Raw genomic sequence first — 23,902 nt, 5'->3', positions numbered from 1 at the left:
CCTCGTATGTATCGAGGTATTCCTGCTTGAGCGTCTGCGAGGACGACTTGATCTTTTCCACGAGCGTGCCGGCCTCGATGAAGTAGAACGAGTTGGTGAGGTCTGCCAGGTCGTCGAGCAGATGGCTTGAAATGAGCACGCTGCGTCCCCGCGCCACCTCGCTGCGCATCGCGTCGCAGGAGGTTTTCCGTTTTCCCGGATCGAGGCCGTTCAGCGGTTCATCGAGGATGAGGTACGGGCAATCGGTCGCTATCGCCATGGCAAGCTTTACCTGCTGCTTCATTCCTGTCGAGAGTTTACGGGTCGGCTTGTCGAGATATGGGGAGATTCCGAGGGAGTCGCAGAGCGAGTCGATGTCGGCGGCCGATTTCCACGCCTCCCTAACGAAAGCAAGGTGCTCGATGGCCGATAGCGTGGGATAGAGATCCGCGCTGCCCGAAGAGCTCAGGTAGACGAGTTCTGCAAATTCGGCTGATCGACGTTGGCAGATTCCGTCTGCCGCCAGGCTTCCCGAGCGGATGCGGGTGGGAAATTGGCCCGACAGCGCTTCAAGAAGGGTGGTTTTCCCCGAGCCGTTGGGAGCAACGAGGCCCGCCGCCGTTCCCGGGCTCAGGAAAAGCGACCCGATTGAAAGTATCGTCGTGCTTCCGTATCCCACGCTCGCGTCTAGAAGCTCGAGCCCATGGTGCTTTTTCGCGGGTCCAGGCTGTTTGGGGGAACGTGTCGCAACGGCGCCGACCGTAAAAAAGACCGCGACGTATGCCAGGGCCACGGCAAGCATCGATGCGCTGCCTGAACCGGAGCCAATGAATTCTGTCGGGAAGCATCCTACGTAACCCGTTGCCTCGATAGGCGAGAACACGGCCAGCGGCAGGAGATTGAGCGCGGCGTTATGCTCCAGCGCCGAATCGGACAGCAACGGGAATGCCGGGGCCGCGACAAGCAGCGCGGAGGTAAGGGGGCCCGCGAGGACGCGCCTCGTTGCGGTCGATATGACGGCGGAGCAAACGGATATCAAGGTTCCGCCCGCAAGCAGCGCGATAAGCAGGGCTGTGAAGACGTTTCCCGCGGTCGTGGTGGTAAGCGCGCCGTCATGGAAGAAGGCGATCGGGTACCCAATTTGCCCGAAGCCGTTTAGGGCCAAGGCGTAAATGCCCCCGGGTGCGAGGCCGGCGAGGAGCATCGCGGTCCCCGCGGCGATTATCGAAAACACGATCTGGATAAGGCGCCGGAATTTGGGCGCGGGCGCCTTTGCCGCCAGGGTCCCGGGCCTTGTGGCCCCGAGCAGGAGTATCGACGAGAGAAGGAAGGGGATGAAGGGAAGGAAAGACGGCGCCGTGGCAATGGCGTAAGGCAGGAAGGAAAGGAATGGCAGGTCGTTTGCGGAGGCCGGGATATCCGTGATGCCGGAGCTGCTCAGGGCACGGCAATATGCGAGCGCTGCGTCATTGGTCTCTCGGTCTCCCACGATGGACCCGGATTGGAAGCCTTCGCCCATGAGCGCGTAGTAGCTCTCGGCAGAATCGAGAAAGGCGGCGTCGGTTTGAGCGGCAAGGGCGGCGTTCGCGTATCTTGCAAGCTCCGCGTCATTTTGCTGCTCTGGAGATAGGTCTGTGCCGCTGGCCTGGGGCGCGCGCGTATTGAATGCGTCGACAAAGCTCTGCATGCCCTGTTTCATAAAGAAGGGCCCGTAGATGGGTGAATTGAACGCAATGGGGACGGAAAAGGCTGCAGCGAGAACGAGCGTACAAATCCATACGGCCTTGTCTCTTAGGATTAGTTTGAGAAGAAGTCGACAGTACATTTAGAAGCACCTACGTTCCTCAAAGAATTGTTAGATTAAAAGTAACAGACCGGATGAAGATACGTGCGACGGGGGCGAGGCGAATGGCTGAGCGGTATCGATATGCAGGTTCAACGGTATCACATTGGCCACATAGATTTTTAACTTGCATTTCTACCCGCCCTTTTCGTAGAGTCGCCGATACGTGCTTAGCGCACCCTCGGCGCGTCCGGCAGGCTTTGCGAAATGGGATCCAGGAGACTTCGGCGCAGCATCATCTTGCGGAATGCTTCTAATGAGCCTCCCATCCTTCAAAAACAGAATCTCATCGCACAGCCTATCGACCGAATCCAAGATGTGGGATGACATGATGATGCACGTACCAGAATCGGCCAGCTTCCTGAGAATCTCGGAATGCAAGTCCACCCTGCTGGGGTCGAGCGCGTTCATGGGCTCATCTAATAGAAGGTACCGCGCGCCCGTCGCATACGCAATCGCCAGGGTAAGCTGCTGCTTCATGCCCTGGCTCAGAGTGCGGATCCTCATCTTCGCGAACTCGCCTATCTGCGTTTGTTCCACTATCTCTTCGATATCGCGAGCATGCGGCCACATATCGCAAACCATCTTGAGGTGATCTTCCGCACGCAATCCGGGATACAGCAGCGTCCCCTCACCAGGTGCATAGAAGATCATAGAACGGACCTCTCTCGCACCCGTACCCTGCACCTCATCCAGAACGATGCTCCCGTCCACGCGAGGACCCGGCAAACCTGCCATCGCACGCAGCAACGTCGTCTTTCCATGCCCGTTCGGAGCGACGAGACCGTAGACCGTACCCGGGGCAAACTCAGCGTTCACCGAATCTACGAGCACCTTCTTTCCATAAGAGATCGTCAGCGTTTGAAGGTCAATCATCGAGATCATCCCCTTTCGATCTTTGGAACACTCAGGCGCACCATCAACGGAGATACGGCGCCCAAGACCACCAGCAGAGCGCCCGATGCGCCGACGACCTCTCCAAAAGGCATCGCGTTCGTCCCTCGCCCAAGGAACCCAATCGTCCCCACCTGGGAAGCGGGATCAAACGAGGCGAATGGAGCCAGCAGCGCGACGCCCATGCCCACGCTTTCAACATGAGCGCTCAACGAACCCAACACCAAGAGAACCGCGCAAACCATTCCGGTGACAACGGGGTTGCGGCTAATCGCTGCTGTCAACGCAGCGACGACGGAAATCACGCCGTATGCCATGACCAGCAACGGAATACTGCACAACACCGCCTCCCCCACCATGGACGTTGTCGAAGCTCCCGCCCGAATGAGAGCGACGGGATACTCCGATCCACCCGCACCGTTCTTAATCACGGACACAACGACAGCGGGAACCATCGACACCAAAAGCAGCACCAAGCCAAGCAGGAGAGCCAGCGCAACAGCCGTCAGAAAACGCACATGCGCTGTTGCGGGGATCTGGAGAACCAGAAGGGAACGACACTGCAGGTGGGTGCACGCGAGCGATGTGACAACCACGGGCAACAGCAAAAATAAGGAGAGAAGCGCTGCCTGGAGATACGAAAGGAGGATTAATGGGGGCATCTTCGTACTTAACTCGTAAACCTTGGGGTCCGGCAAGCTCGCGATCGACTCAAGCAGAAGGGCGCGCGCCTCCGCACGAGAAGGAGTCTCCGGCTCGATTCCAATCGATTGCAGGAGAGTCGCATCTGCCGCGCCCAGCTCACCTCGAGCGCGCTCGTACGTCGCAAGGCTTCGAAACCCCTCCGCAGGCATAGGCGCGTACACGAAACCCGAAAGAGCATCCCGCATGTCTTCCAGGGCCGCTTTGCCCTCGACGTCCATATTCGCAGCGTTCTGCTCTAGATACCGATCTATTGAACGGAGCTCCCCATCCCTATACCGAACAGCGGAAACGTTATCAGCGTCAGGAAACATCTCGACCAGAGCCGGGGCCAGCATCGTCGTCGACATTGCAATCGCGCATACGGCGAGGGTAGGAGAACGCAGGAGCAGTTTCCCCATCGTTCTTACGTATGCAACGGCGGAGGCACAAGCGCTCGAACGAGTTGCCGTTCTCGATGCAGTGAAGGAACCTCTCTCAAGACAAATCGGGGATATCGGGCACGCGCAGCCGCTCTTTCCAGCAACGCAAAGCAGGCTAATTGCCAGCACCTCGATCCCGATTGCGCATACGAGGGCAATCGCGCCACGCTCGAAGCAAAGTCCAGGCAGATTCACTATCTGCGTTGTCGGGTACGGGCTATAGGCGCCGACGGTCAACTCAGTGTTCGCATACGTAAGGGAATTCAACAGGGCGAACTCACGTAAAGCGATGGATCTTCCGTAATACCCGGGAACCATCGTCACCCCCATCAGGGCACATACGAACACGATTCCAAGCGTAGGGTTATTGGCAATCTTCACGGCAAGGTGAACGACAAGCGAGATGAACGCTGCCACCAAGAATTGCAAGATGGCCGTCTGCGCGAACACCAGCCAAGCCGGTTTGATAACCGGAGTCGCATATTGAATGTAGCCTATCGGATAGAACGGCGAGCCCGGGCCATTCTTCACAAGCGCGGCGATTATCCCTGGAAGATTGATGGCGAGGACGGCAAGCATTGCAAAAACACTCGCCCATACGCTCGATGCAACAAGTCTACCCAGCTCGCCCATCGGTGCCTGGATGATGAGCTTTTCACGTTTGTTAAGACGCGCGGCAAGGAACGAGACGGCAACGGCCGTTGCGACCCATAGCAAGTACTCCTTCGATCCGTCATAATAGGTGTACTCTCCATCCGATATCTGCAGAAACGGAAGTAGGGGAGAGAGCGGTGCCAAGATAAGACGTCCCGCGGCAAGAGGGTACAGAAGCGCGGGCATGCTTGATGAAGAGGTATAGACACCGTCCTCCCCCGCATTCACAAGCGCATCCGCATAGGATGCTGACAATTCCTGCTCAACACGGGTTATTCCCGACTCGAGGTATTCGACCCGTCCGTCGATGCCAGCCGCGCTCCTGAAGACGGGCAGAGCACAAAGAACCATCAACGCAACAACGACAACACAGAGCGACCTGGAGGAGAGAAGCGACCTAAAGATCGCCTTCGAGATTTTGAGCATATTCATCGCCAACCTTAACCTCATCCAGTCGGAACAGAGGGGCCGAACAAAATGCTCGGCCCTTCCTCGCATCTAGTAGGTGCTATAGACAAATTGCCATTTATCAGTTGTGCCAAGAACACCACAGGAGCACATTGCAGCGAGGCGGGATTCCCTATGATGCGCGGATCGGCGATAGCCATTTCGGTAGGAGATCATCTTGTAAGAGATGTTGAACATCGAGATGCTGTGCCCGCTTACGCCGCGAGGACAGCTGTAGCTCCAGTAGGTATCGACGACGTCGTCCGTATACCCGAGGGGCTCAACGAGGGCACACTGGCTGCTCTCCTGGGAAGGAGGCATCGGGGTATCCGCAAAAGCGGGGCCCCCGGCAGCAACAGACAAAGAGCGAGGCCGAGGAAAACCAAGAGCTTACACGACTTAACAGTACTGAACATAATCCTCTCCAATCTAGAGGGGTTTCGGTTGCAGCATGCTGTGATTACTTGCAGGCAAAGTCAATTTAACATAAACTGTTAAAAAGTAACCTGAGTTTTTTAAATTCTTCGGAGGTTATTATGAGTTCCGACAATCGCACTCCCCGGCTTCATTCCTTCCGCATCGCATGTGCGATAGCCTCTGCGACCCTTTGCGCCACCGCCATCGCACAAGTGGCGTTCTCCTTAAAGCCAGCAATCGAAGTGCTCGACAACCCTGTAATTGCAGACTCCCCCGCGTATCCAGCCCTTGCGATCTCGACATTGGTCCCTGCCGTCATCGGTATCGCTACGACCATCCTCAGCGCCGTTCTCGTGTGGACGATCAAGAGCGGAGACCCCTTCAAGAAAGGGTCTGCGACATGCTTGAAGGTGCTCGGCATTCTCTTCGTTGTTCAAGCTGCCACCAGCCTCTACGCCGGCTCACTCAAAACCTCCGTTTCGATGTTTGGCGGCGAGGGGGCCGTCGGCGCCCAAGAGATCGCTTCATCATTCGATTGGACCTCTCTGGTTCTCGGCATCGTCCTGTTCATGCTTTCCCAGCTCTTCTTGTACGCCCGAGAGCTGTACCTCGACTCCGACGAGATTGCGTAAGGAAACGCCATGCCCGTAATTGTTCGCCTCGACAAGATCATGGCCGAGCGAAAGATTTCCTCGAACGAACTTGCCGAAAGGATTGGAACCACGCCCGTGAACCTGTCCCGTATTAAAAAGGGGCATATTCGCGGCATTCGCTTCAACACACTCGAGCAGCTATGCCTCGCCCTTCGTTGCCAACCCGGAGACCTTCTCGAAGTCATGAGCGAAGAGGATGCCCGAAAGGAGTTCGGATTCGATTGGTCCGCCGAGGATTAGAGGGCGGTCGCACTCGCCCTGCACACGGGGATGCGAATCGGCGAGGTCTGCGGCCTTCGGTGGTGCGATGTGGATTTCGAGACGGGCCTGATCTCGATCAGACACTCGGTGGCGTACGCGAAGGGAATGGGTTCGTTCATCAAGGACACCAAGACCCATGACGCCAGGGGTATCCCCATCGACCCGGTCGGCCTACTCCCCTTCCTGAAGGAGACCCACGAGATCGACTGCGGAAAGCTGCGCTTGCGCGGCCTTACCGGGGCGGTCGAGATCGGGGACTGCTACATCCTGTCGGAGCCGGGCGCGACCTTCGCGACGACAAGCTATATCCGCAGGGCGTTCAAGACGTTCTCGGAGACCAACGGCCTCATGGGCACCAACGACGAGCTGATCACGTTCCACGGCCTTCGCCACACGTTCGCAACGCAGTGGATCCGCCAAGGCGGCGATATCAAGGCGCTCCAATCGATCCTCGGCCACAAGGACGCCATGGCGACGCTCAACGTCTACGCCGACATCGAGCCCATCTCCAAAATCCATAACATGCTGCGCGCCACGCCGTGCCTTTGGCGCGGGCACCTCGGGCCGAGGGTCGATCCGGGTCCCATGTTCCAACAGAGGATCCAGGAGTCCATCGAGACGCTCCAGGCGTTCGGCTACGGCATCACCGAGCCGGACGACCGAAATATCGCCATACGCGACGTGAAGACGAACAGTTGGCTCTAGCTCACCGAGTACGCGGCAGTGCTGGGCCCATCCCAACTGAGGTCACGGTGGTCCGATAGGGGCGCCGCCCGCGGCATGCGCCGCGGAGCGGTATCCCCTACCGAAGGGCGGGGATGCCCTCCGCTTCCAGTTCGGAATCAGCCGTCGGAGGCGTTCGGCTGACTGCGGGAACGGCCTGTCCGCTCAATGTGTTCGGCTGAGATCGGAAATCAACCCAACACGAGCCGGACACGCGCCAGACGGCTCTTCCCCGTGCGGCCTTCCCCCTTACGCTCATGTTGCAGGCATGTAACGCCGCAGCGAGCGCGCCTTTTTTGCGCCAGACAGGTACAATGATGAACACTGTACCGTAGCGGAGCGCCCCGCGCGCGCCGCAATCACGCGAAAGGGTTTCCCATGGCCGAGATCTCGTCCTCCCGTATCGTCATCACCGTCCTTGGCAAGAACCGCCCCGGCATCGTCGCCGGCGTCACCCGTGTCCTAGGCGAGGCCAACGTCGACATCCGCGACATCACGCAGTCCATTATCGAGGACATCTTCACCATGACCATGCTGGCCGATACCGCCGAGTCCAAGCTCGACTTCGCCGAGCTGCAGAAGGCGCTGGCCGAGGCCGGCGAGCTTTCGGGCGTCAACGTGTCCATCCAGCGCGAGGACGTCTTCAACTTTATGTACCGCCTGTAGCGAGCAAGCCGCTGGGGATAGCCTGACGCGCGCATGCCCATGCAAGTCACCCCGATGCGGCCCGGAGAGGAGCGCGCATGGCCTACGACGCCAAGAAAATCTATTACCGCTTCGATGACCACTTGAGCCGCCTGGTTCTGGATTACGAGGCGAGCCGTCAGATTTCGCCCGAAAGCGAAAACCTCTACCACGGCCTGCCGACCGACCCTTATGACGAGGACCTGTTTGTCGAGCACAATGTCAAGCGCGGCCTGCGCAATGCAGACGGTTCGGGCGTGGTCGCGGGCCTCACTCGCATCTCGGATGTGCATGGCTACAACAAGGTCGACGGTAAGGTCGTGCCCGATCAGGGCAAACTCACGCTTCGTGGCTACAGCATCGAGGATCTGGTCAACAACGCCCAGGCCGAGAATCGCTACGGCTACGAAGAGGTCGCTTATCTGCTCATTACGGGCTCTCTGCCCACCAAGGAAGAGCTTGACGGTTTTTGCGAACGTCTGGGTGCTTTTAGGCACCTGAGCGACGAATACGTCCGCGAGTTCCCCATGACCACGGTGTCGTCGAGCATCATGAATGTGCTTCAGCGCGCCGTGCTGCTGCTCTACGCCTTCGACGCCGAGCCCGACGCCATTACACCCGAGCACGAAATCGACGTCGCCATCTCCATGCTCGCCCGTCTCCCCCGCATCGCCGCCTTCGCACACATGGCCTCGGTCGCCAAGCTTCGCGGCTCCGAGGTTCACGTGCCACACCCCACGCCCGGTCTCTCCACCGCCGAGACCATCCTACAGGTCTTGCGCGGTGGCATGGCGTTCACCCGCGACGAAGCCATGCTGCTCGACGTGATGCTCATGCTGCATGCAGAGCACGGCGGCGGCAACAACTCCACCTTCGCTTGCCGCGTGCTGTCCTCCTCGGCCACCGACCCGTATTCCGCTTATGCCGCGGCTATCGGCTCGCTCAAGGGCCCGCGCCACGGCGGTGCCAACGCCAAGGTCGTGTCCATGCACGAGGACGTCCGCGCGCATGTCTCCAACTGGGAGGACGAGGACGAGGTCGCAGCCTACCTGGGCAAGATCCTCGACAAGCGGGCCTTCGACGGCACGGGTCTCATCTACGGCATGGGCCACGCCGTCTACACGCTGAGCGACCCGCGCGCCGAGGTGTGCCGCCGTTACGCGCGCACACTTGCCGCCAAGAAGGACCTGGGCGATGAATTCGCGCTCATCGAGCGCATTGAGCGCCTGGCACCCCAGGTCATGCGCGACCACGGCATGACCAAGCCCATCTGCGCCAACATCGACCTGTACACGGGCTTTATCTACAAGATGCTCGGCGTGCCCGAAACGCTCTTTACGCCGCTATTCGCCGTCGCCCGCATGGCCGGCTGGTCGGCACACCGCATGGAAGAGCTCTTCTGCGCGCACCGTATTATTCGCCCGGCCTATCGTCCGGTGATCGAGCCGCTGGAGTACAAGCCGCTCGCCGACCGCTAGGACGCGGACCGTTATAGAACTCGAGCGTGGCCAGGGACCCAAGCCCTCGGCCACGCTTTTTATGCCAGTAGAAAGGGCTGCATCAAATGATTGTGTTTTCCGATATGGATGGGACGCTGCTGACGAGCGTTAAGCAAATGAGCGATGCCACCTGGGCGATGCTCGACGAGCTCGCACGTCGTGGCATCGAGTTTGTTCCCTGCACGGGACGTCCACTGTCGGGCATCTTTGAGCCCATTCTCGCCCATCCCGCCGTGCACTACGCGGTCTGTGCCAACGGCGCCAGCGTCTGGCAGCTCGACGAGGATACGCCCACCGATGCCTCGCGCGCCACGTGCATCTTGAGCCGTCCGCTCGACCGTGGCATTGCCCACCGCATCCATCGCATTGCCGCCGGCCACGATGTGACCTTCGATATCTTCGCGGATGGGCAGTGCTTCCTCCCCCGCTCGCTCTACACGCGTCTGGATGAGTTCTGTGGCGGCGACCCCCACATCGCGGCTTCGCTCAAGCGCACACGAACACCGATCGACATGGATATCGACAGTAAGATCGACGGGGTCGAGACGCTCGAACGCATCGCCATGTACTGGCACGACCCGGCCGATCGCGACGCCATCGCGGCGGCGCTCGACACGCTCGGAGGCATTGAGGTCACGCGTTCGTACGCCATGAATATCGAGGTTATGGGCGAAGGCGCCACCAAGGGAACGGCCCTCACGTGGCTGTGTGAGCACCTGGGCGAGCGCCTCGCCAACGCCTGGGCGTTCGGCGACAACATCAACGACATCCCCATGCTGCAGGCAGCGGGCCACGGCATGGCCATGATCAACGCCGAGCCCGAAGATCGCGAGGCCGCCGACGCCATCACCGAATACGACAACGACCACGACGGCGTCGCCCGCACCATCATGGCCGCCCTCGCCTAGTCATTGGTCAGTCATTGGGGACGTTCTTAAACGACTAGTCACTGGGGACACTCTTCGCAAAAAGCTGCAAGGACCGTCCCCCACTGTCGGCAGAAAAGGAACGTCCCCATCTGCCGGATTAGGAGAGACTCTCCAGCACGCGACGGAGCTCCTGCTGGACGGCGTGGTCGCGGTTACAACCCACCACGCGATCGGCCACCGCCTTAAGCGCGGGGCGCGCGTTTTCCATCGCGCAGCCCGTGCCGACAAAGCGAATGATCTCGTAGTCGTTCATCGAGTCGCCAAACGCCATGACCTCGTCGCGACCAATGCCGTAATGCTCCGCGAGCTGCGCGATACCCGAGGCCTTCGACACACCAGGCTGCATGGCATCGATCCACGCGTTGCCCGAAGGCGCAAAAGTAAAGAGCTGACCAAGTTCGCGCTGTAGTACGTAGGCGCTGTCCATAACGGCACCGTCATCGCAAAAGATACTCGCCTTGATGATATTTACGCTGGGATCGGGCAGCTCCCAAATGCGTTCGGCATTGGGAAGGTCCTTATCGACCTCGCGCACGAACTTGCTCTCGTCATCGAGCAAAAAGGACTTGGTTCGGTCAAAGAGCGCAAGATGCAAATTGGGAAACGTCGCGACGGCCTGGGCGAGCCTTCGAATCGCCAGGTGCGAATACACCTCGCGGTCTACCATTTTGCCGTCGGCGAAGACCTGGGCACCGTTAGCTGCGACAAAGTCCATCTTGTCGCGAACGGGCGCAAAGAACTCGCACAGGCGATCGTAGCGACGACCTGACGATGCGGCGAAATGCACGCCATGCTCGTGTAGCGCCAGAATCAGTTCGTAGGTCTCGGGAGGCACCTGGCCGTTTTCGTCAAGCAATGTGCCGTCCATATCGGATGCAATCAGTTTAAACATAGAAAAGCTCCCTTCGGGCTTGTTGGAATCGAACGTGTATCCGATTCCAACGTACCCAAAGGGAGCTCAAATAAGACTCCGCGGGCGTAAACGTTACAAGGACCTGGCAAATAGCTCACACATGCCAGAGGTCTCACGGTCGCGGCGTCAGGCGACACGCCACCCCGACGGATAGTCGTTTAAGAACGTCCCCGATGACTAGTCGGCGTAGGTGAAGGTCGTGACGTCGAACATGCCCTCGGGGCGGATGCGGAGCGTCGGGATGACCGGCAGGGGCAGGAAGATGATGCCCATGATGGGGTCGAGCGGCGGCTCGATGCCCATGGCGCGCGCCTTGACCATAAAGTCGTCGTGCTGCGCGGCGACATCCTCGGCCGTGCCCTCGCTCATCAGACCACCGAGCGCCAGCGGAATACGCGCCACGACCTCACCGTTGCGCACCAGCACGTGGCCGCCCTGGCCAACAGCCTCGACGGCAGCCATCATATCGGCCGCGTTGTCGCCCACCACGCACACGTTGTGCGAGTCGTGGCCGATCGTCGAGGCGATGGCACCGCCCGTAATGGTAAAGCCACGCACCCAGCCGCGACCAATGTGCTTGCCAACAAGACCCAGGCCCGCAGGGCCATCACCGTCGGCCCCCTCGGCCTGCAGTGACAAGCCGCGGCCGTGGCGCTCGATCAGCATAATGCGGCGCAGGCCCTCGGCATTCTCGGGACGAGCCATGCCCGTGATGGCCTTGCCCGGCACCACGTCGATCACGGCCTCGCCCGGCTTAAAGGCATAGTCGAACACGTCGAGCGATAGCTTCGGCAGCTTAACGGAAGCACGCAGCTCATCGGCAAGGGCCGCAACCTCGGCCATCTCGGGTGCAATTTCGCCCACAAAGGTGCCATCCTGCGCCACCAGGGCACCGGCGGCATAAACACGATGCGGAGCCTTGGCAAACGTAAGGTCATCGAGCACCAGCAGGTCGGCGCGCTTGCCCGGGGCGATCGCGCCACGGAGCTCGTGTGGGTCGCGGCAGCCGTGGTCCAGGCCAAATGCCTCAGCCGTAGAAAGGGACGCCATGGAGATGGCGACCACCGGGTCGATGCCGGCCTCGATAGCCACGCGACAGGCATTGTCGATCATACCGGTCGAAAGCGCGTCGGAAGGAGCACGGTCGTCGGTCGCAAAGCAGCAGCGACGGGCGCGGGCGGGGTTCTCCAGCAGCATCGGCGACAAGTTGGCCAGGTCGTGGCTGCACGTGCCCTCGCGCAGCATCACATACATGCCGCGGGACAGCTTATCGAGCGCCTCCTCGGGAATCGTCGACTCGTGGTCGGCGATAATACCCGCTGCGGCATAGGCGTTGAGGTCTTTGCCGGCAACAAGTGGCGCATGGCCGTCGACCTGCTTGGACGGCGTCTGGTTGGCAGCGTCGATGCGAGCGCAGGTCTCAGGATCGGCCATAAAGACACCCGGCAGGTTCATCATTTCGCCCAGACCAAAGACATCGCCCGGATACTCGGCAAAAAACGCCTGCATGTCAGCGGCGGTAATCACAGCGCCCGCTTGCTCATCGGGCAGCGCGGGCACGCACGAGGGCATCATGTACTTGATGGAAATGGGCGCGCGACGGCCGTCCTCGATCATAAAGCGCAGGCCGTTCAGGCCGGAAACGTTGGCGATCTCGTGGCTGTCGGCGACGGCAGTGGTGGTGCCGCGCGTCGCCGCCATGCGCGCATACTCGGCGGGACGGATGTTCGAGGACTCGATATGCAGATGTCCGTCGATAAAGCCGGGGGCGATATAGCGACCCTGGCAGTCAATGACCTCAGCCGCCTCGTAGGTGCCGGCGGCATCGTCGCGACCGTCGTAGAGCACGCCGACGATTACGCCGTCCTTGACGGCAACGCTACCGGGCGCCACGCGCTGGCCATATACGTCGACAATCTGCGCATTGGTAAACAGCGTGTCGACGGGCACGCGGCCCTCGGCAGCATCGATCACAGACCTCATGACCTCAACGGACATACATACTCCTTTAACTGTAGAAATAACTGCGGAGCGGACGAGCCTTCACCGCAGCAAGCCAATAGCAATTGTATGCCCAAAAGAAGGTCCCGCTAACACCCCGTCCGCTTAACGGCACACGCCGCTTGGCGCAATGGGGACAGGTTACTTTGCACCAATGACAAGGAGTGTCCCAAAGTGCCGGCACAAAAGGAACGTCCCCAAGTGCCAAAAAAGCCGCAGCCGGAATCGTTCCGGCTGCGGCCCTATTGCACATGTTAGGTTGACCTACTTGCTAGACCAACTTAAAGCCCTTGCGCTTGCCTACTGAGAGGGTGTCGCCCAGCTTGAGGGCGCTCGGGTCGATGTTGTAGCTCTTGGGAGCCACCGCCTCGCCGTTGATCTTGACGCCGCCGCCGTCAATGTCGCGACGGGCCTGGCCGGCGCTCGCCGAAAGGCCCAGGTCCTTAAGCAGGCCTGCGAGGTAGATCTGGCCCTCGTCGTTGACGGTCAGCTCGACATGCTTCTCGGGGAAGTCGGCAAGCTGGCCCTCCTTGAACACGCGGTCGAACTCGGCCTGAGCCTCGTCACCGGCACCGGCGCCGTGATAGGTGTCGCACAGGTCGCGGCCCAGCGCGCGCTTGAGCTCATAGGGATCGGCGGAACCGTCGGCCAGGGCAGCGTCGATCTTGTCGACTTCGGCCGGGGTGAGCGAGCTGGCCAGACGATAGTACTTGCCGATCATCTCGTCGGGGATGGACATCGTCTTGCCGAACATATCCTTGGGAGCATCGGTCAGGCCGATGTAGTTGCCGTAGGACTTGGACATCTTGCGCACGCCATCGGTGCCCTCGAGCAGCGGCATGGTAAGCGCGATCTGCGGCTCCATGCCCATCTTCTCCATGAGCTCGCGGCCGGCGAGCAGGTTGAAGAGCTGGTCGGTGCCGCCCATCTCCACGTCGGCCTTGATCTGAACGGAGTCGAAGGCCTGCATCACGGGGTACAGGAACTCGTGGAGGGCGATCGGCGTCTGGGACTGGTAGCGCTTGGTAAAGTCATCGCGCTCGAGGATGCGGGCGACGGTGAACTTGGAGCACGCCTGCAGCAGGCCGGCCAGATCCATCGACAGGATCCAGTCGCCGTTGTGCACGATGGTGGTCTTCTCGGGATCCAGGATCTTCATGGCCTGGCTCACGTAGGTCTCGGCGTTGGCCTCAATCTGCTCCTGCGAAAGCTGCGGGCGGGTGGAATTCTTGCCCGAAGGATCGCCGATCAGTGCGGTGCCGTTACCGATGATGAGGGTGACCTTGTGGCCCAGGTCCTGGAACTGACGCATCTTGCGCAGGGGCACGGCATGGCCCAGGTGCAGGTCGGGGCTGGTGGGATCGACGCCGAGCTTGATGTTGAGGGGCTCGCCCTTCTCAAGCTTCTTGCGAAGGTCGGCCTCGGGGACGATCTGCGCTGCGCCCGAGGTGATGATACGCATTTGCTCGTCGACAGACAGCATTGGGTATCCTCCTTTTGCTATAGCACCCTCACCGGATACGGCGGTGCTCGAAGTTCATAAACCCACTCATAATAACCAAAACGGCGCGGCCGAACACCTACGACAGGAAAATCCTCGTCCTGCCGCACGCGTCGATAACGACCGGCAAACGCGTGCCGTCACGTTCGACCAAAAAGCGCGCCTGCTGACGGCGCGAGCAGTCACGGCAACGGACCTGCCCCGTTGCATCCGTGGCGCAGGCGCCCTCGGCAGTCAGCAAGCAGTGCTCGCACACCATGATCTCGGGACGGTCGGCATCGACAGGCCCCAAGACACCGGGGCAAGCGGCAAGCTCGGCAACACGCTCCGCATCATTGCCGAGCAACTCGGCCGACAAGCACACCCGCCCCGCACCGAGTCCGCGCAGCCAGGTAAGCGTGGCCCGATTGGCACAGAACACCGGCGCCGCCACGTCAAACGTTGTGCCCAGCTCGCGGGCCATCGCCACTTGTCCCAGATTGCGGCAGACGACGCGCCCGGCACGCTGCATAAGCGCCCGAGTCCGCTCGGCGTCGCCCGCGCGGCACACTTCGTCGAGCACCACCGTTGTATCGGACAGATCTCGCTCATCGCGCGGACCCACATCCATCAGCTCCCAGGCAAAGACCATACGAGCAAAATCCTCGCGCTTTACCGGCCCCGCCGACCCCGCCAACTCCGTCGACGCGCCGCCATCCACCGCAGCGTCCTCAAAGGGCAGTACCTCAACGGCACGCGCAACGGGCGCAATCGCATCCGCCTCGGCCCGCATGCGCTCCAACACCGCCGTCGTCTGATCCAACACGCCGGCGCTGCGAATCAGATAGACCTCGCAGCCCGCGTCCACCTTACGCTTGCAATGCACGACGACGCGCTTCCCCGCTGCGGCATCCACCGGGCAGGGCACCTGCGGCCAGCGCTTGGGCACATCGGGACGCGCGTCGACACCCGGATAGAACCGAATCTCGAGCGTGTCACCCGCCGCCACGGCGGCATCGAGCTCAACGGTCACCTCTTCGTGGCCCACAGCGACCAAGCGCCCCACGCGCACGCCCTGGTTGATCGCGCGCTCAAAGCTCATGAGCTCGGCACCCGAACGACCCCGCAGGTAAGCATCGGTAAACCCACGGTTAAACGACCTTCCCAGCTCGCGTTCAAGCTCTTCCACGGCACCGGAGTCCCACGCGCCGTCGCACAGCATATCGAGTGCCCGACGCCACACCCTCACCACGTTGAATACGTAATCGGGATTCTTCATGCGTCCCTCGATCTTGAGCGATGCCACGCCGGCGGCAACAAGCTCGGGCAGGTGCGCGATACCCAGATAGTCACGCGGACAAAGCAGGCGGTCTCCCTCGACGGCAACAACACTCTGCCCCGCCTCGTCCACTAGGTCGTACGCCAGACGGCACGGCTGCGTGCAGTCGCCGCGCATCGCCGAGCGCCCACGCCGCAGGGCCGAGAACTCGCACGCCCCCGAATAGCCGATGCAAATCGCACCGTGGCAGAATACCTCGATGGGCACGCCCGTGGCACATAGCGCCGCAATCTCGTCGACCGTCAGCTCGCGTGCCGTCGTCACGCGCTCGACCCCCAGCTCATCGGCGGCAAGCCGCACGGCACCCTCGCTATGAGCGCCCGCCTGCGTGGACAGGTGAATCTCGACCCCGGGAATCGCCGCGCGCAGCGCGCAGGCCAACCCGGCATCGGCGACAATCAGAGCATCGGCGCCCAGCTCCAGTGCATGAGCTCCCAACGCCACCGCGTCGGACAACTCATCGTCAAACACGAACACGTTGAGCGTTACGTACACACGCACGCCATGGGCATGCGCCACGGCGCAGCCGCGCGCAAACTCGTTATCCGTAAAGCCATGGGCGCTCACACGGGCGTTAAAGCCGCCCAACCCCGCATAGATGGCATCGGCACCCGCGGCGATGGCCGCAAGCATCTGGTCGAGTCCGCCCGCCGGCGCCAGCAGCTCGGGCAGCGCCGCACCGGCAGCATCCAATCCAGTCTCGTATTGTCCGCTCGGCCCCATCGTCCGAATCGCCATCGACAAACTCCTTACCAAGGTATGCATTCACTCTGAAAAATGCCGTCTTCCAGCATACACGAGGCCTCGCGCGCCCCGTTTGGTTTATCGTGTAATAACTTATGTCCATCCTGCCCCGACGGCACATCCACCGTCTGGCACGACATACCTGGAGGTCAATATATGGGTCCTCGCCAACGACAGGGACACAGCCGTTCAAAGACGCACGCCCTGCCCATAATCCTGCTCTCGTTTTTGGGCTTTCTGCTGATTGCGGGCGTGGCGTTTGGCATCGGCATGGTCGGTAACGTCAACCGCTGGCTGTCCGATCTGCCCGACTACACCGACGCCAACGCGTATCTGGTGAGCGAGCCCACCGAGATCGTCGACTGTAACGGCAACAAGATCGCGAGCTTCTACACGCAAAACCGCAAATCCATCACCAAGGACGAGGTCTCCCCCTACGTGCTGCAGGGCACCGTTGACGTCGAGGACGAGCGCTTCTACGAGCACGGCGGTATCGACCTGTGGGGTATCGCGCGTGCTGCGGTGGCAACCCTCGGCGGCGGGCACGAAGGCGCCTCGACGATCACCCAGCAGCTTGTGCGCAACACCATCCTGCAGGAGGAGCAATTCGACTCGACCATTGAGCGTAAGGTGCGCGAGGCCTACATCGCCATCAAGATGGAGGACATGTACTCCAAAGACGAGATCCTCATGATGTACCTCAACACCATCTATTACGGCCACGGCGCCTACGGCATCGAGGCCGCAGCCGAGACCTATCTGTCCAAGAGCGCCGCCGACCTCACCCTGAGCGAGGCCGCGCTACTCATCGGCCTTCCCAACTCGCCTTCGCAGTACGACCCCACGGTCAATCCCGATCTGGCACTGTCTCGCCGCAACAAGGTTCTCGACAACATGCTGCGCCTGGGCCACATCACCCAGGAGGAGCACGATGCCGCACAGGCCGAGCCCATCACCCTCAATGTGACCGAAATCTCGGGCAGCGGCGTCGACGTATACTCGCAGCCCTACTTTGTCTCCTACGTCAAGCAGCTGCTGGAGCAGGAGTTCTCGACCGACGTGCTCTTTAAGGGCGGCCTGACCGTCAAGACCACCATCGACCCCACGATGCAGCAGGTGGCAGAGAATGCCGTCCGCGAGCAGCTCGACACGCTCTCGCTTGACGGCCTGGACATGGGCATGGTCGTCGTCGACCCCAAGACCGGCTACATCAAGTGCATGGTGGGCGGCTACGACTACAACGCCGACGAGAACCACGTAAACCATGCCACGGCCAAGCGTCCCGTCGGCTCCACCTTTAAGGCCTTTACGCTGGCAACTGCCATCCAAAACGGCATGAACCCCAACGTCACCCTCAACTGCAACTCGCCGCTCAAGGCCAAGGGCACCACGACCGAGGTCCAAAATTACGCCAACCAGAGCTACAGCAACATCACGCTTAAGCAGGCGACGGCATACTCCTCCAACACCGGCTACATCCAGGTGGCGGAAGCCGTCGGCAACAGCAAGATCATCTCGCTCGTCAAAAAGCTCGGCATCGACCCCGCCAAGGACAACATCGAGGACGTTCCCGTCATGACGCTCGGCACCGGCTCGATCTCGCCACTCGAGATGGCCGCCGCCTACGCGACGTTTGCCAACGGCGGCTACTATCGCCAGCCGATCGCCATCACCGAGATTGATTCTCGTACCGGTTCGGTGCTGTACCAGCACACCGACAATCCCTCACAGGTGCTTACCGAGGGCGAGGCCGCCGCGGTCACCGATGTTCTGTCCGGCGTCATGAAGGGCAGCGGTACGGGTGCTGCCGGCGCCCTGAGTGTCAACCAGCCCTATGCCGGCAAGACGGGCACCACCGACAACACCACCAACCTTTGGTTCTGCGGCTATACCCCGCAGCTGGCGTGCGCCCTGTGGACCGGCTATTCCGCGGGCGAGATCCCCATCCAAAAGTACGGCACGGACCTGCTGGGCGACAGCACCAACCTGCCTGTCTTTAAGCGGTTTATGAACACCGTTCTGACCGGTACCGAGCGCGAGGAGTTTGCGACCGGAACGGCGCCCACCTACAAGAACAACAGCGTCTGGAAGTTCTACGGCACCAACAACACCAAGAAGTCGGAGAACGACGACAAGGACGAGGACGAAGAGGAAGAGGAAACCACCACAACAACTACCACGACGACCACGACCACCGAGACCACGGGCGGCGACACCACCGGCGGCACCGGTACGACCGGTGGCTCGACGGGCGGCTCCACTGGTGGCTCGACGGGCGGCTCCACTGGTGGCTCGACCGGCGGCGATGGCGGCACGCCTACGCCTACGCCCACTCCCGACCCCTCGCCCACGCCTGACGATACGGTCGGCTAAGAAGTACGCGACTAAAGCCAACAAGGCCCCGAGCAGCTTATTGAACTGCTCGGGGCCTTTTAGTTTGAAGCGACCTGGTGGGCGGTCTTTATACCGGCAAACAAAAAGGGGTACCGACCAACGTCGATGCCCCTTACAAGCCACTATGTCAGCGCACGCAATGCCGAGCGCACGGCCCGCACACCTACTTGCGAGAATTGCTCAGCTTATTGATCAGCGCCTCGAGGCGCTCGCCGTCCTCGGCCGTCTGGGCAATAACCAAAATCGTATCGTTGCCGGCAAGCGAGCCAAGCACATCGGGCAACTCTGCCGCATCAACGGCGGCGGCGATGCCGGAAGCCGTGCCAGGCTGAGCCTTGATCATAACCAGATTATCGGTACGCAGAACGCCCGTTACGAGCTCGGAAACCATACGCTGCAGGTGCAGGTCCTCTGCCAGAACATAGATGCCCTCAGGGAGCTTACGCAGCCCCATATCGGCAATATCGCGAGAGACAGTCGCCTGCGTGCAATCAAAGCCCATAGCACGGAGCTCATCGACCAGCACGCGCTGCGTGCGGACATCCTTATTGCGCACAATATCTCTAATGGCATCCTGGCGCCCATTGCGTTTTTTAGCCATACAAACCCTCTCTCCAAAAGATGGCGGAGACAATCAATCAGTGATTGAATAGTTTAACGCTATTTGAAGGCTTTTGTGTATAAGAACGCATTTCGAAACAATTCTATGCAAGTTTGTTTCGTAATGAGCCGTTTAGGCGGTTTTTGCGCCCGTCCGGTTAAGAAAAGCTGCCAGATGCGTACACATCACGCAGCGCGCGGGCTTGGCGCTGGCGATCGGCCCAAACAACAGACCGAGTCCCCGATGGTTATCCTTGAGCGCGGCGACCATCTGACGGGTTCGAGGCGCCTCGAGCATATCACGCATGCGGGCGGAACGCTCGATTGACGACACTCCATGCGGGCTCAGACACAAATTCTCGATGCAGGCGACCAGTCCGGCAAAGTAGAACTTTTGGCTTGCCAGCTTGAGCCGACCACCGCTATCTGCTTCCGAGAGTGAGTCCGCAAGCTCGTCGAGCGCCCGGGCGTCATCGGATACCTTGGCATACATGGTGGGATCAAAGGCATCTGTAAGCTTAGGCGCCGCCGCGTGGAAACAAGCGTCGCCGCATCCGGAGACGCGCTGTGCCTGCGAGAGCGCGCACGCCATAAACCCAACCGTGCGAAACGTCTTATCGCACAAAAGACATGCCTCAAACAGTGGACGGCTGTACATCACGCCAGAGACTTGAGCAACCAAGCCGCCTAAAATCAACTGGGGCAGCCCAGTCACCATAGAAGACTCGTCTTCTATGGCAATAGAGGCAGCATCCAAGACGCGCGAATGACGCTCGCGATGCGCATCGTATCGATCGAGCGACACCGAGGGGAGCACAATGTCTGCCGCAGTATCGCACGCGATATCGACCATCTTGGAAAGGGCCTGCGGAGCAAACCACTCATCGGCGTTCATGGCGATGATTTGAGAGCCGCGCGAGGCATCAAAACCGGCACGAAGACAAGCGCCGCGCTTCGCGTCCTCGACGTCAATCAAATCAATATGGATGTCCCTGTCGGCAGCAACTTGAAGCGAATGGCGCACACCGGGCACAGCATCGCGGCAGACAACGACAATCTGCAAATCATAGAGGTCTTGGTTCTGGATACTCTCGAGCGCACGCATCGCATAGCTGGGCGAACCTTCTACCACAAGGATCACCGAAAGTCGCGGATGCGAACAACGTCGAACCAAGTTTTCCATCCTCTCGATAGCACCAAATCAAACTGTCGTTCATGGTACACCCGAGCTATAAAAGCAACGAGCCGCCTAACATGTTGCACGCCAAGAACAGATGTTGCACACGCGCAGCTCACACATAGTATGTGCAAGGCACAGACGCGCCGAGCACTCCCCTAGTCGAGAACGACAAGCTCGTCGGGGCCGTAATCCACACCCATAAACGTAAGGCCGCAGGCAGGCGCCGTGGGACCCGCAGCGGTTCGGTCACGGGCGTCAATAACCTCGCGCATCCACTGGGGATCGCGACGATGCATGCCAATCTCCACGAGCGTTCCTACAATGGTACGCACCATCGAGTGCAAAAACGCATTGCCCTCGATAGTGAAGGTCAGGATATCCTCGCCAAAAGCGACCTCGTGGCCAAACTCCGCACGCATCACGCAGCGGTGCGTGGGCTTGCCCACAGCAGAGGCAACCTTGCAAAAGCTCTTAAAGTCCTGCTCGCCCAAAAGCGCAGGGCAGGCGGCCGCCATCGCATCGACGTCGAGGGGATAGCGATGCCACCACACCGCACCGCGCGAGAGCACGGGGCGCGCATCGCGATCGGCAATACGGTACGTATACGTACGGGACCGCGCGTCAAAGCGGGCAGAAAAGCCCCTACGGGCCTTGTAGACCTCGTTTATGGCGATATCTTTGGGCAGGAGGGCATCCATAGCCCTCAGCCACCTACGGCGCGTCAGAGCAAGCTCAGCGTCCGTTACGGGCACGCTAATGTACTGGGCCACCGCATGCACGCCGGCATCGGTACGACCCGCACACGTCAGATCGATCGGGCGGCGCAGCAGCGTCTCGATAGCGCGGCGCAACTCGCCCGCAACGGTCGTCTGGCCCGGCTGCTCGGCAAATCCGCTATAGGACGAGCCATCATAGGCAACACAGAATACAAGCGTGGCATCGAGCTCAGGAATCGAATTGAAATCAGACGGCGCGGTCATGGGCGCTCCCAACAAACAATCAACGGTATCGCGACAAAAAAAGAGGGGTACGCGAACGTACCCCTCGAATATAGCCTATGCAGACGGATTGTCTACTCAGCGGTCTCCTCAGCAGGAGCCTCCTCGACGGCCTCGACCTTCTTGGGAGCAGCGGCCTTCTTGGGGGCCGGAGCAGCCTTCTTGGCCTTAGGCGTGCAAGGCTCGGTGACGAGCTCCATGATAACGATAGGAGCGTTGTCGCCCTTACGGTTGCCGAGCTTCATGATGCGGGTGTAACCGCCGTTGCGGTCCTGCCACATGCCCTGGGCAGCCTTGTCGAAGATCTCGGCAACGAGCTGCTTATCGCCGAGCTTGGCGATGGCCAGACGACGAGAGTGCAGGTCGCCCTTCTTGGCCCAGGTGATGATCGGGTCGACGACCGAACGCAGCGCCTTAGCGCGGGTCTCGGTGGTCTTGATGCGGTCGTTCTCGAAGAGGGCCTTGGCCAGGCTCTTCTTCATGGCCTTGGTGTGGCTCGCATCGGTGCCGAGCTTCAGGCCCTTCTTAACGTTGTGACGCATGGTCTAGTTTCTCCTCAAATATGCGAAGCATTAAGCCTTCAGGCTCAGGCCCATGGACTCAAGCTTGTCCTTCACTTCCTCGATCGACTTAACACCGAAGTTACGGATGTTAAGCAGATCGTTCTCCGAGAACTCAACGAGCTGACGGACCGAGTGAATGCTGGCGCGCTTAAGGCAGTTGTAGGAACGGACGGAAAGGTCCAGATCCTCGATCTGCTTGTCCAGCTCGGCGTTGTCGTTGGTGACCTCGGGAGCGAAAATCGAAGCCTCCTCCTCGACCTCGGGGGTCTCGGCAAGGTTCATAAAGGCAGCCATATGCTGGTTGATGATATTGGCAGCCTGGACCACGGCGTCGCGCGGAGCGATGGAGCCGTTGGTCTCGATCTCGAGGACAAGGCGGTCGTAGTCGGTGTGCTGACCGACACGGCAAGCCTCAACGAGCTTGGCGCAACGGGACACCGGCGAGTACAGCGAGTCGACGTGGATCACACCGATGGGATCGTTGTCGCGCTTGTTAGCCTCGCCAGAGACATAGCCGCGGCCATAGCCGATGCGCATGCTCATGGTGAGATGGCCACCCTCGGTAAGCGTAGCGATGTGCTGCTCGGGGTTGACCAGCTCAAACTCGGACGGAATAAAGAAGTCCGCACCGGTGACCTCGCAGGGGCCGTCAACAGAAATGGTGGCGGTCGCCTCGTCGGTCGTGCCGAGAGCCCTGAAGACAAGACCCTTGACATTCAGGACGATGTCGGTGACATCCTCGACCATGTTAGGGATGGTCATGAACTCGTGCTGTGCACCATCGATCTGAATAGCCTCGACGGCGGCACCCTCGAGCGAGGACAGAAGTACGCGACGAAGGGAGTTACCCAGCGTATCGCCGTAGCCACGCTCGAGCGGCTCGACGGAGACACGAGCAGACGTCTCGTTGATCTCTTCGACCTGAACCTGAGGCCTAATGAATTCTGACATGTATTACCTCCAGCCTCAGCAGCCCGGATGGACTACTTAGAGTAGAGCTCGACGATGAGCTGCTCGTTGATATCACCGCTGATCTGCTCACGCGTCGGCAGAGCGAGCACGTTACCAGACAGCTTCTCGATATCGACCTCGAGCCAGCCAGGGACCTCAAAGCGCTCGGAGGAAATCAGAGCCTCCTTGATGGGGAGGAGGTCACGGAACTTCTCGCCGACAGCGACGACGTCGCCGGCCTTGACGCGGTAGGACGGAATATCCACGCGCTTGCCGTTCACGGTGAAGTGACCGTGACGGACGGACTGACGAGCCTCTTTGCGGGTGCGGGCGAAGCCAAGACGGAAGACGACGTTGTCAAGGCGAGACTCAAGGATGATCATGAGGTTCTCACCGGTGACGCCGTTCATCTTACGGGCCTTGTTGAAGTAGCCGTGGAACTGCTTCTCCAGAACGCCATAGATGAACTTGACCTTCTGCTTCTCGCGCAGCTGCATGCCGTACTCAGATTCCTTGCGACGGCGCTTGGGCTGACGGATAGATTCCTTCTTGCTGCTGTAACCGAGCTCAGCGGGATCGATCCCGAGCTGACGGCAGCGCTTAAGAACAGGAGTCCTGTCGATTGCCATATT

Annotated in this window: 20 protein-coding genes; 7 read left to right on the top strand and 13 right to left on the bottom strand. The window is 60.4% G+C overall.

What is annotated here, in order from left to right; translation table 11 throughout:
• The 3 genes from DXD56_RS01840 to DXD56_RS01830 all read right to left on the bottom strand — a co-directional run.
• Positions 1 to 1,678, bottom strand: a 1,678-nt coding sequence (locus DXD56_RS01840; RefSeq protein WP_158549270.1) for an ATP-binding cassette domain-containing protein, incomplete at its 3' end; no start/stop codon positions are given.
• A 279-nt stretch (positions 1,679 to 1,957) separates the two neighbouring features.
• Positions 1,958 to 2,698 carry an ATP-binding cassette domain-containing protein gene (locus DXD56_RS01835; RefSeq protein WP_117769450.1) on the bottom strand — a complete coding sequence of 247 codons (741 nt, stop codon included), beginning with the start codon at positions 2,696 to 2,698 and terminating at the stop codon, positions 1,958 to 1,960.
• Between the two features lie 5 nt (positions 2,699 to 2,703).
• Positions 2,704 to 4,926, bottom strand: a complete 2,223-nt coding sequence (locus DXD56_RS01830; protein ID WP_117639656.1) for a hypothetical protein — start codon at positions 4,924 to 4,926, stop codon at positions 2,704 to 2,706.
• Between the two features lie 551 nt (positions 4,927 to 5,477).
• Here DXD56_RS01830 and DXD56_RS01825 point away from each other — a divergent pair.
• From DXD56_RS01825 to DXD56_RS01800, 6 genes are all read left to right on the top strand, one after another.
• Positions 5,478 to 5,990, top strand: coding sequence for a DUF2975 domain-containing protein (locus DXD56_RS01825; RefSeq protein WP_006235293.1), 513 nt, complete (start codon positions 5,478 to 5,480; stop codon positions 5,988 to 5,990).
• A gap of 9 nt (positions 5,991 to 5,999) precedes the next feature.
• Complete coding sequence (locus tag DXD56_RS01820; RefSeq protein WP_117638121.1) at positions 6,000 to 6,251, top strand: helix-turn-helix transcriptional regulator; 252 nt, start codon at positions 6,000 to 6,002, stop codon at positions 6,249 to 6,251.
• Positions 6,252 to 6,269: 18 nt separating this feature from the next.
• Positions 6,270 to 6,977, top strand: coding sequence for a site-specific integrase (locus DXD56_RS01815; protein ID WP_255360342.1), 708 nt, complete (start codon positions 6,270 to 6,272; stop codon positions 6,975 to 6,977).
• A gap of 396 nt (positions 6,978 to 7,373) precedes the next feature.
• On the top strand, positions 7,374 to 7,661 hold the full coding sequence (locus DXD56_RS01810) for an ACT domain-containing protein (protein ID WP_006235289.1): 288 nt from the start codon (positions 7,374 to 7,376) through the stop codon (positions 7,659 to 7,661).
• A 77-nt stretch (positions 7,662 to 7,738) separates the two neighbouring features.
• Positions 7,739 to 9,157, top strand: a complete 1,419-nt coding sequence (locus tag DXD56_RS01805; protein ID WP_117639654.1) for a citrate synthase — start codon at positions 7,739 to 7,741, stop codon at positions 9,155 to 9,157.
• Positions 9,158 to 9,243: 86 nt separating this feature from the next.
• Positions 9,244 to 10,086: a Cof-type HAD-IIB family hydrolase gene (locus tag DXD56_RS01800; protein ID WP_117639652.1), complete on the top strand. Its 843-nt coding sequence runs from the start codon at positions 9,244 to 9,246 to the stop codon at positions 10,084 to 10,086.
• A gap of 118 nt (positions 10,087 to 10,204) precedes the next feature.
• Here the strand turns inward: DXD56_RS01800 and DXD56_RS01795 are convergent, their stop codons facing one another.
• The 4 genes from DXD56_RS01795 to DXD56_RS01780 form a co-directional block, all read right to left on the bottom strand.
• Complete coding sequence (locus tag DXD56_RS01795) at positions 10,205 to 10,999, bottom strand: Cof-type HAD-IIB family hydrolase (protein ID WP_117639650.1); 795 nt, start codon at positions 10,997 to 10,999, stop codon at positions 10,205 to 10,207.
• 198 nt (positions 11,000 to 11,197) lie between these two features.
• On the bottom strand, positions 11,198 to 13,018 hold the full coding sequence (locus DXD56_RS01790; protein ID WP_117639648.1) for an adenine deaminase: 1,821 nt from the start codon (positions 13,016 to 13,018) through the stop codon (positions 11,198 to 11,200).
• 274 nt (positions 13,019 to 13,292) lie between these two features.
• A complete protein-coding gene (tyrS, locus tag DXD56_RS01785) occupies positions 13,293 to 14,504 on the bottom strand; it encodes a tyrosine--tRNA ligase (protein ID WP_117639646.1) in 1,212 nt (403 codons plus the stop codon).
• 97 nt (positions 14,505 to 14,601) lie between these two features.
• On the bottom strand, positions 14,602 to 16,578 hold the full coding sequence (locus tag DXD56_RS01780) for a U32 family peptidase (RefSeq protein WP_158549268.1): 1,977 nt from the start codon (positions 16,576 to 16,578) through the stop codon (positions 14,602 to 14,604).
• A 162-nt stretch (positions 16,579 to 16,740) separates the two neighbouring features.
• Between DXD56_RS01780 and DXD56_RS01775 the strand changes: the two genes are divergently transcribed.
• Positions 16,741 to 18,957, top strand: coding sequence for a transglycosylase domain-containing protein (locus DXD56_RS01775; protein ID WP_117639642.1), 2,217 nt, complete (start codon positions 16,741 to 16,743; stop codon positions 18,955 to 18,957).
• Positions 18,958 to 19,141: 184 nt separating this feature from the next.
• On the opposite strand, the gene DXD56_RS01770 is transcribed toward DXD56_RS01775, so the two are convergent.
• The 6 genes from DXD56_RS01770 to rpsD all read right to left on the bottom strand — a co-directional run bounded on the left by DXD56_RS01770 (position 19,142) and on the right by rpsD (position 23,899).
• Positions 19,142 to 19,579: an arginine repressor gene (locus DXD56_RS01770; protein WP_006235280.1), complete on the bottom strand. Its 438-nt coding sequence runs from the start codon at positions 19,577 to 19,579 to the stop codon at positions 19,142 to 19,144.
• Positions 19,580 to 19,711: 132 nt separating this feature from the next.
• Positions 19,712 to 20,710, bottom strand: a complete 999-nt coding sequence (locus tag DXD56_RS01765; protein ID WP_158549267.1) for a glycosyltransferase — start codon at positions 20,708 to 20,710, stop codon at positions 19,712 to 19,714.
• Positions 20,711 to 20,913: 203 nt separating this feature from the next.
• The gene (gene truA / locus DXD56_RS01760) at positions 20,914 to 21,738 is read right to left on the bottom strand and encodes a tRNA pseudouridine(38-40) synthase TruA (RefSeq protein WP_117629206.1); all 825 of its coding nucleotides are present in this window, start codon (positions 21,736 to 21,738) and stop codon (positions 20,914 to 20,916) included.
• A gap of 92 nt (positions 21,739 to 21,830) precedes the next feature.
• Positions 21,831 to 22,298, bottom strand: a complete 468-nt coding sequence (gene rplQ, locus DXD56_RS01755) for a 50S ribosomal protein L17 (RefSeq protein WP_006235277.1) — start codon at positions 22,296 to 22,298, stop codon at positions 21,831 to 21,833.
• A 30-nt stretch (positions 22,299 to 22,328) separates the two neighbouring features.
• Positions 22,329 to 23,270, bottom strand: a complete 942-nt coding sequence (locus DXD56_RS01750; protein ID WP_006235276.1) for a DNA-directed RNA polymerase subunit alpha — start codon at positions 23,268 to 23,270, stop codon at positions 22,329 to 22,331.
• 32 nt (positions 23,271 to 23,302) lie between these two features.
• Positions 23,303 to 23,899 (bottom strand): 30S ribosomal protein S4, encoded by a 597-nt coding sequence (gene rpsD / locus DXD56_RS01745; protein ID WP_006235275.1) that lies wholly within the window; start codon positions 23,897 to 23,899, stop codon positions 23,303 to 23,305.
• Between the last annotated feature and the right edge of the window lie 3 nt (positions 23,900 to 23,902).

It is taken from the genome of Collinsella sp. TM06-3 (genome assembly GCF_003436395.1).
In the GTDB taxonomy this organism is placed as follows: Bacteria; Actinomycetota; Coriobacteriia; order Coriobacteriales; family Coriobacteriaceae; genus Collinsella.
The sequence above is the reverse complement of the archived record's forward strand: the minus strand, read 5'-3'. Positions and strand labels throughout refer to the sequence as shown.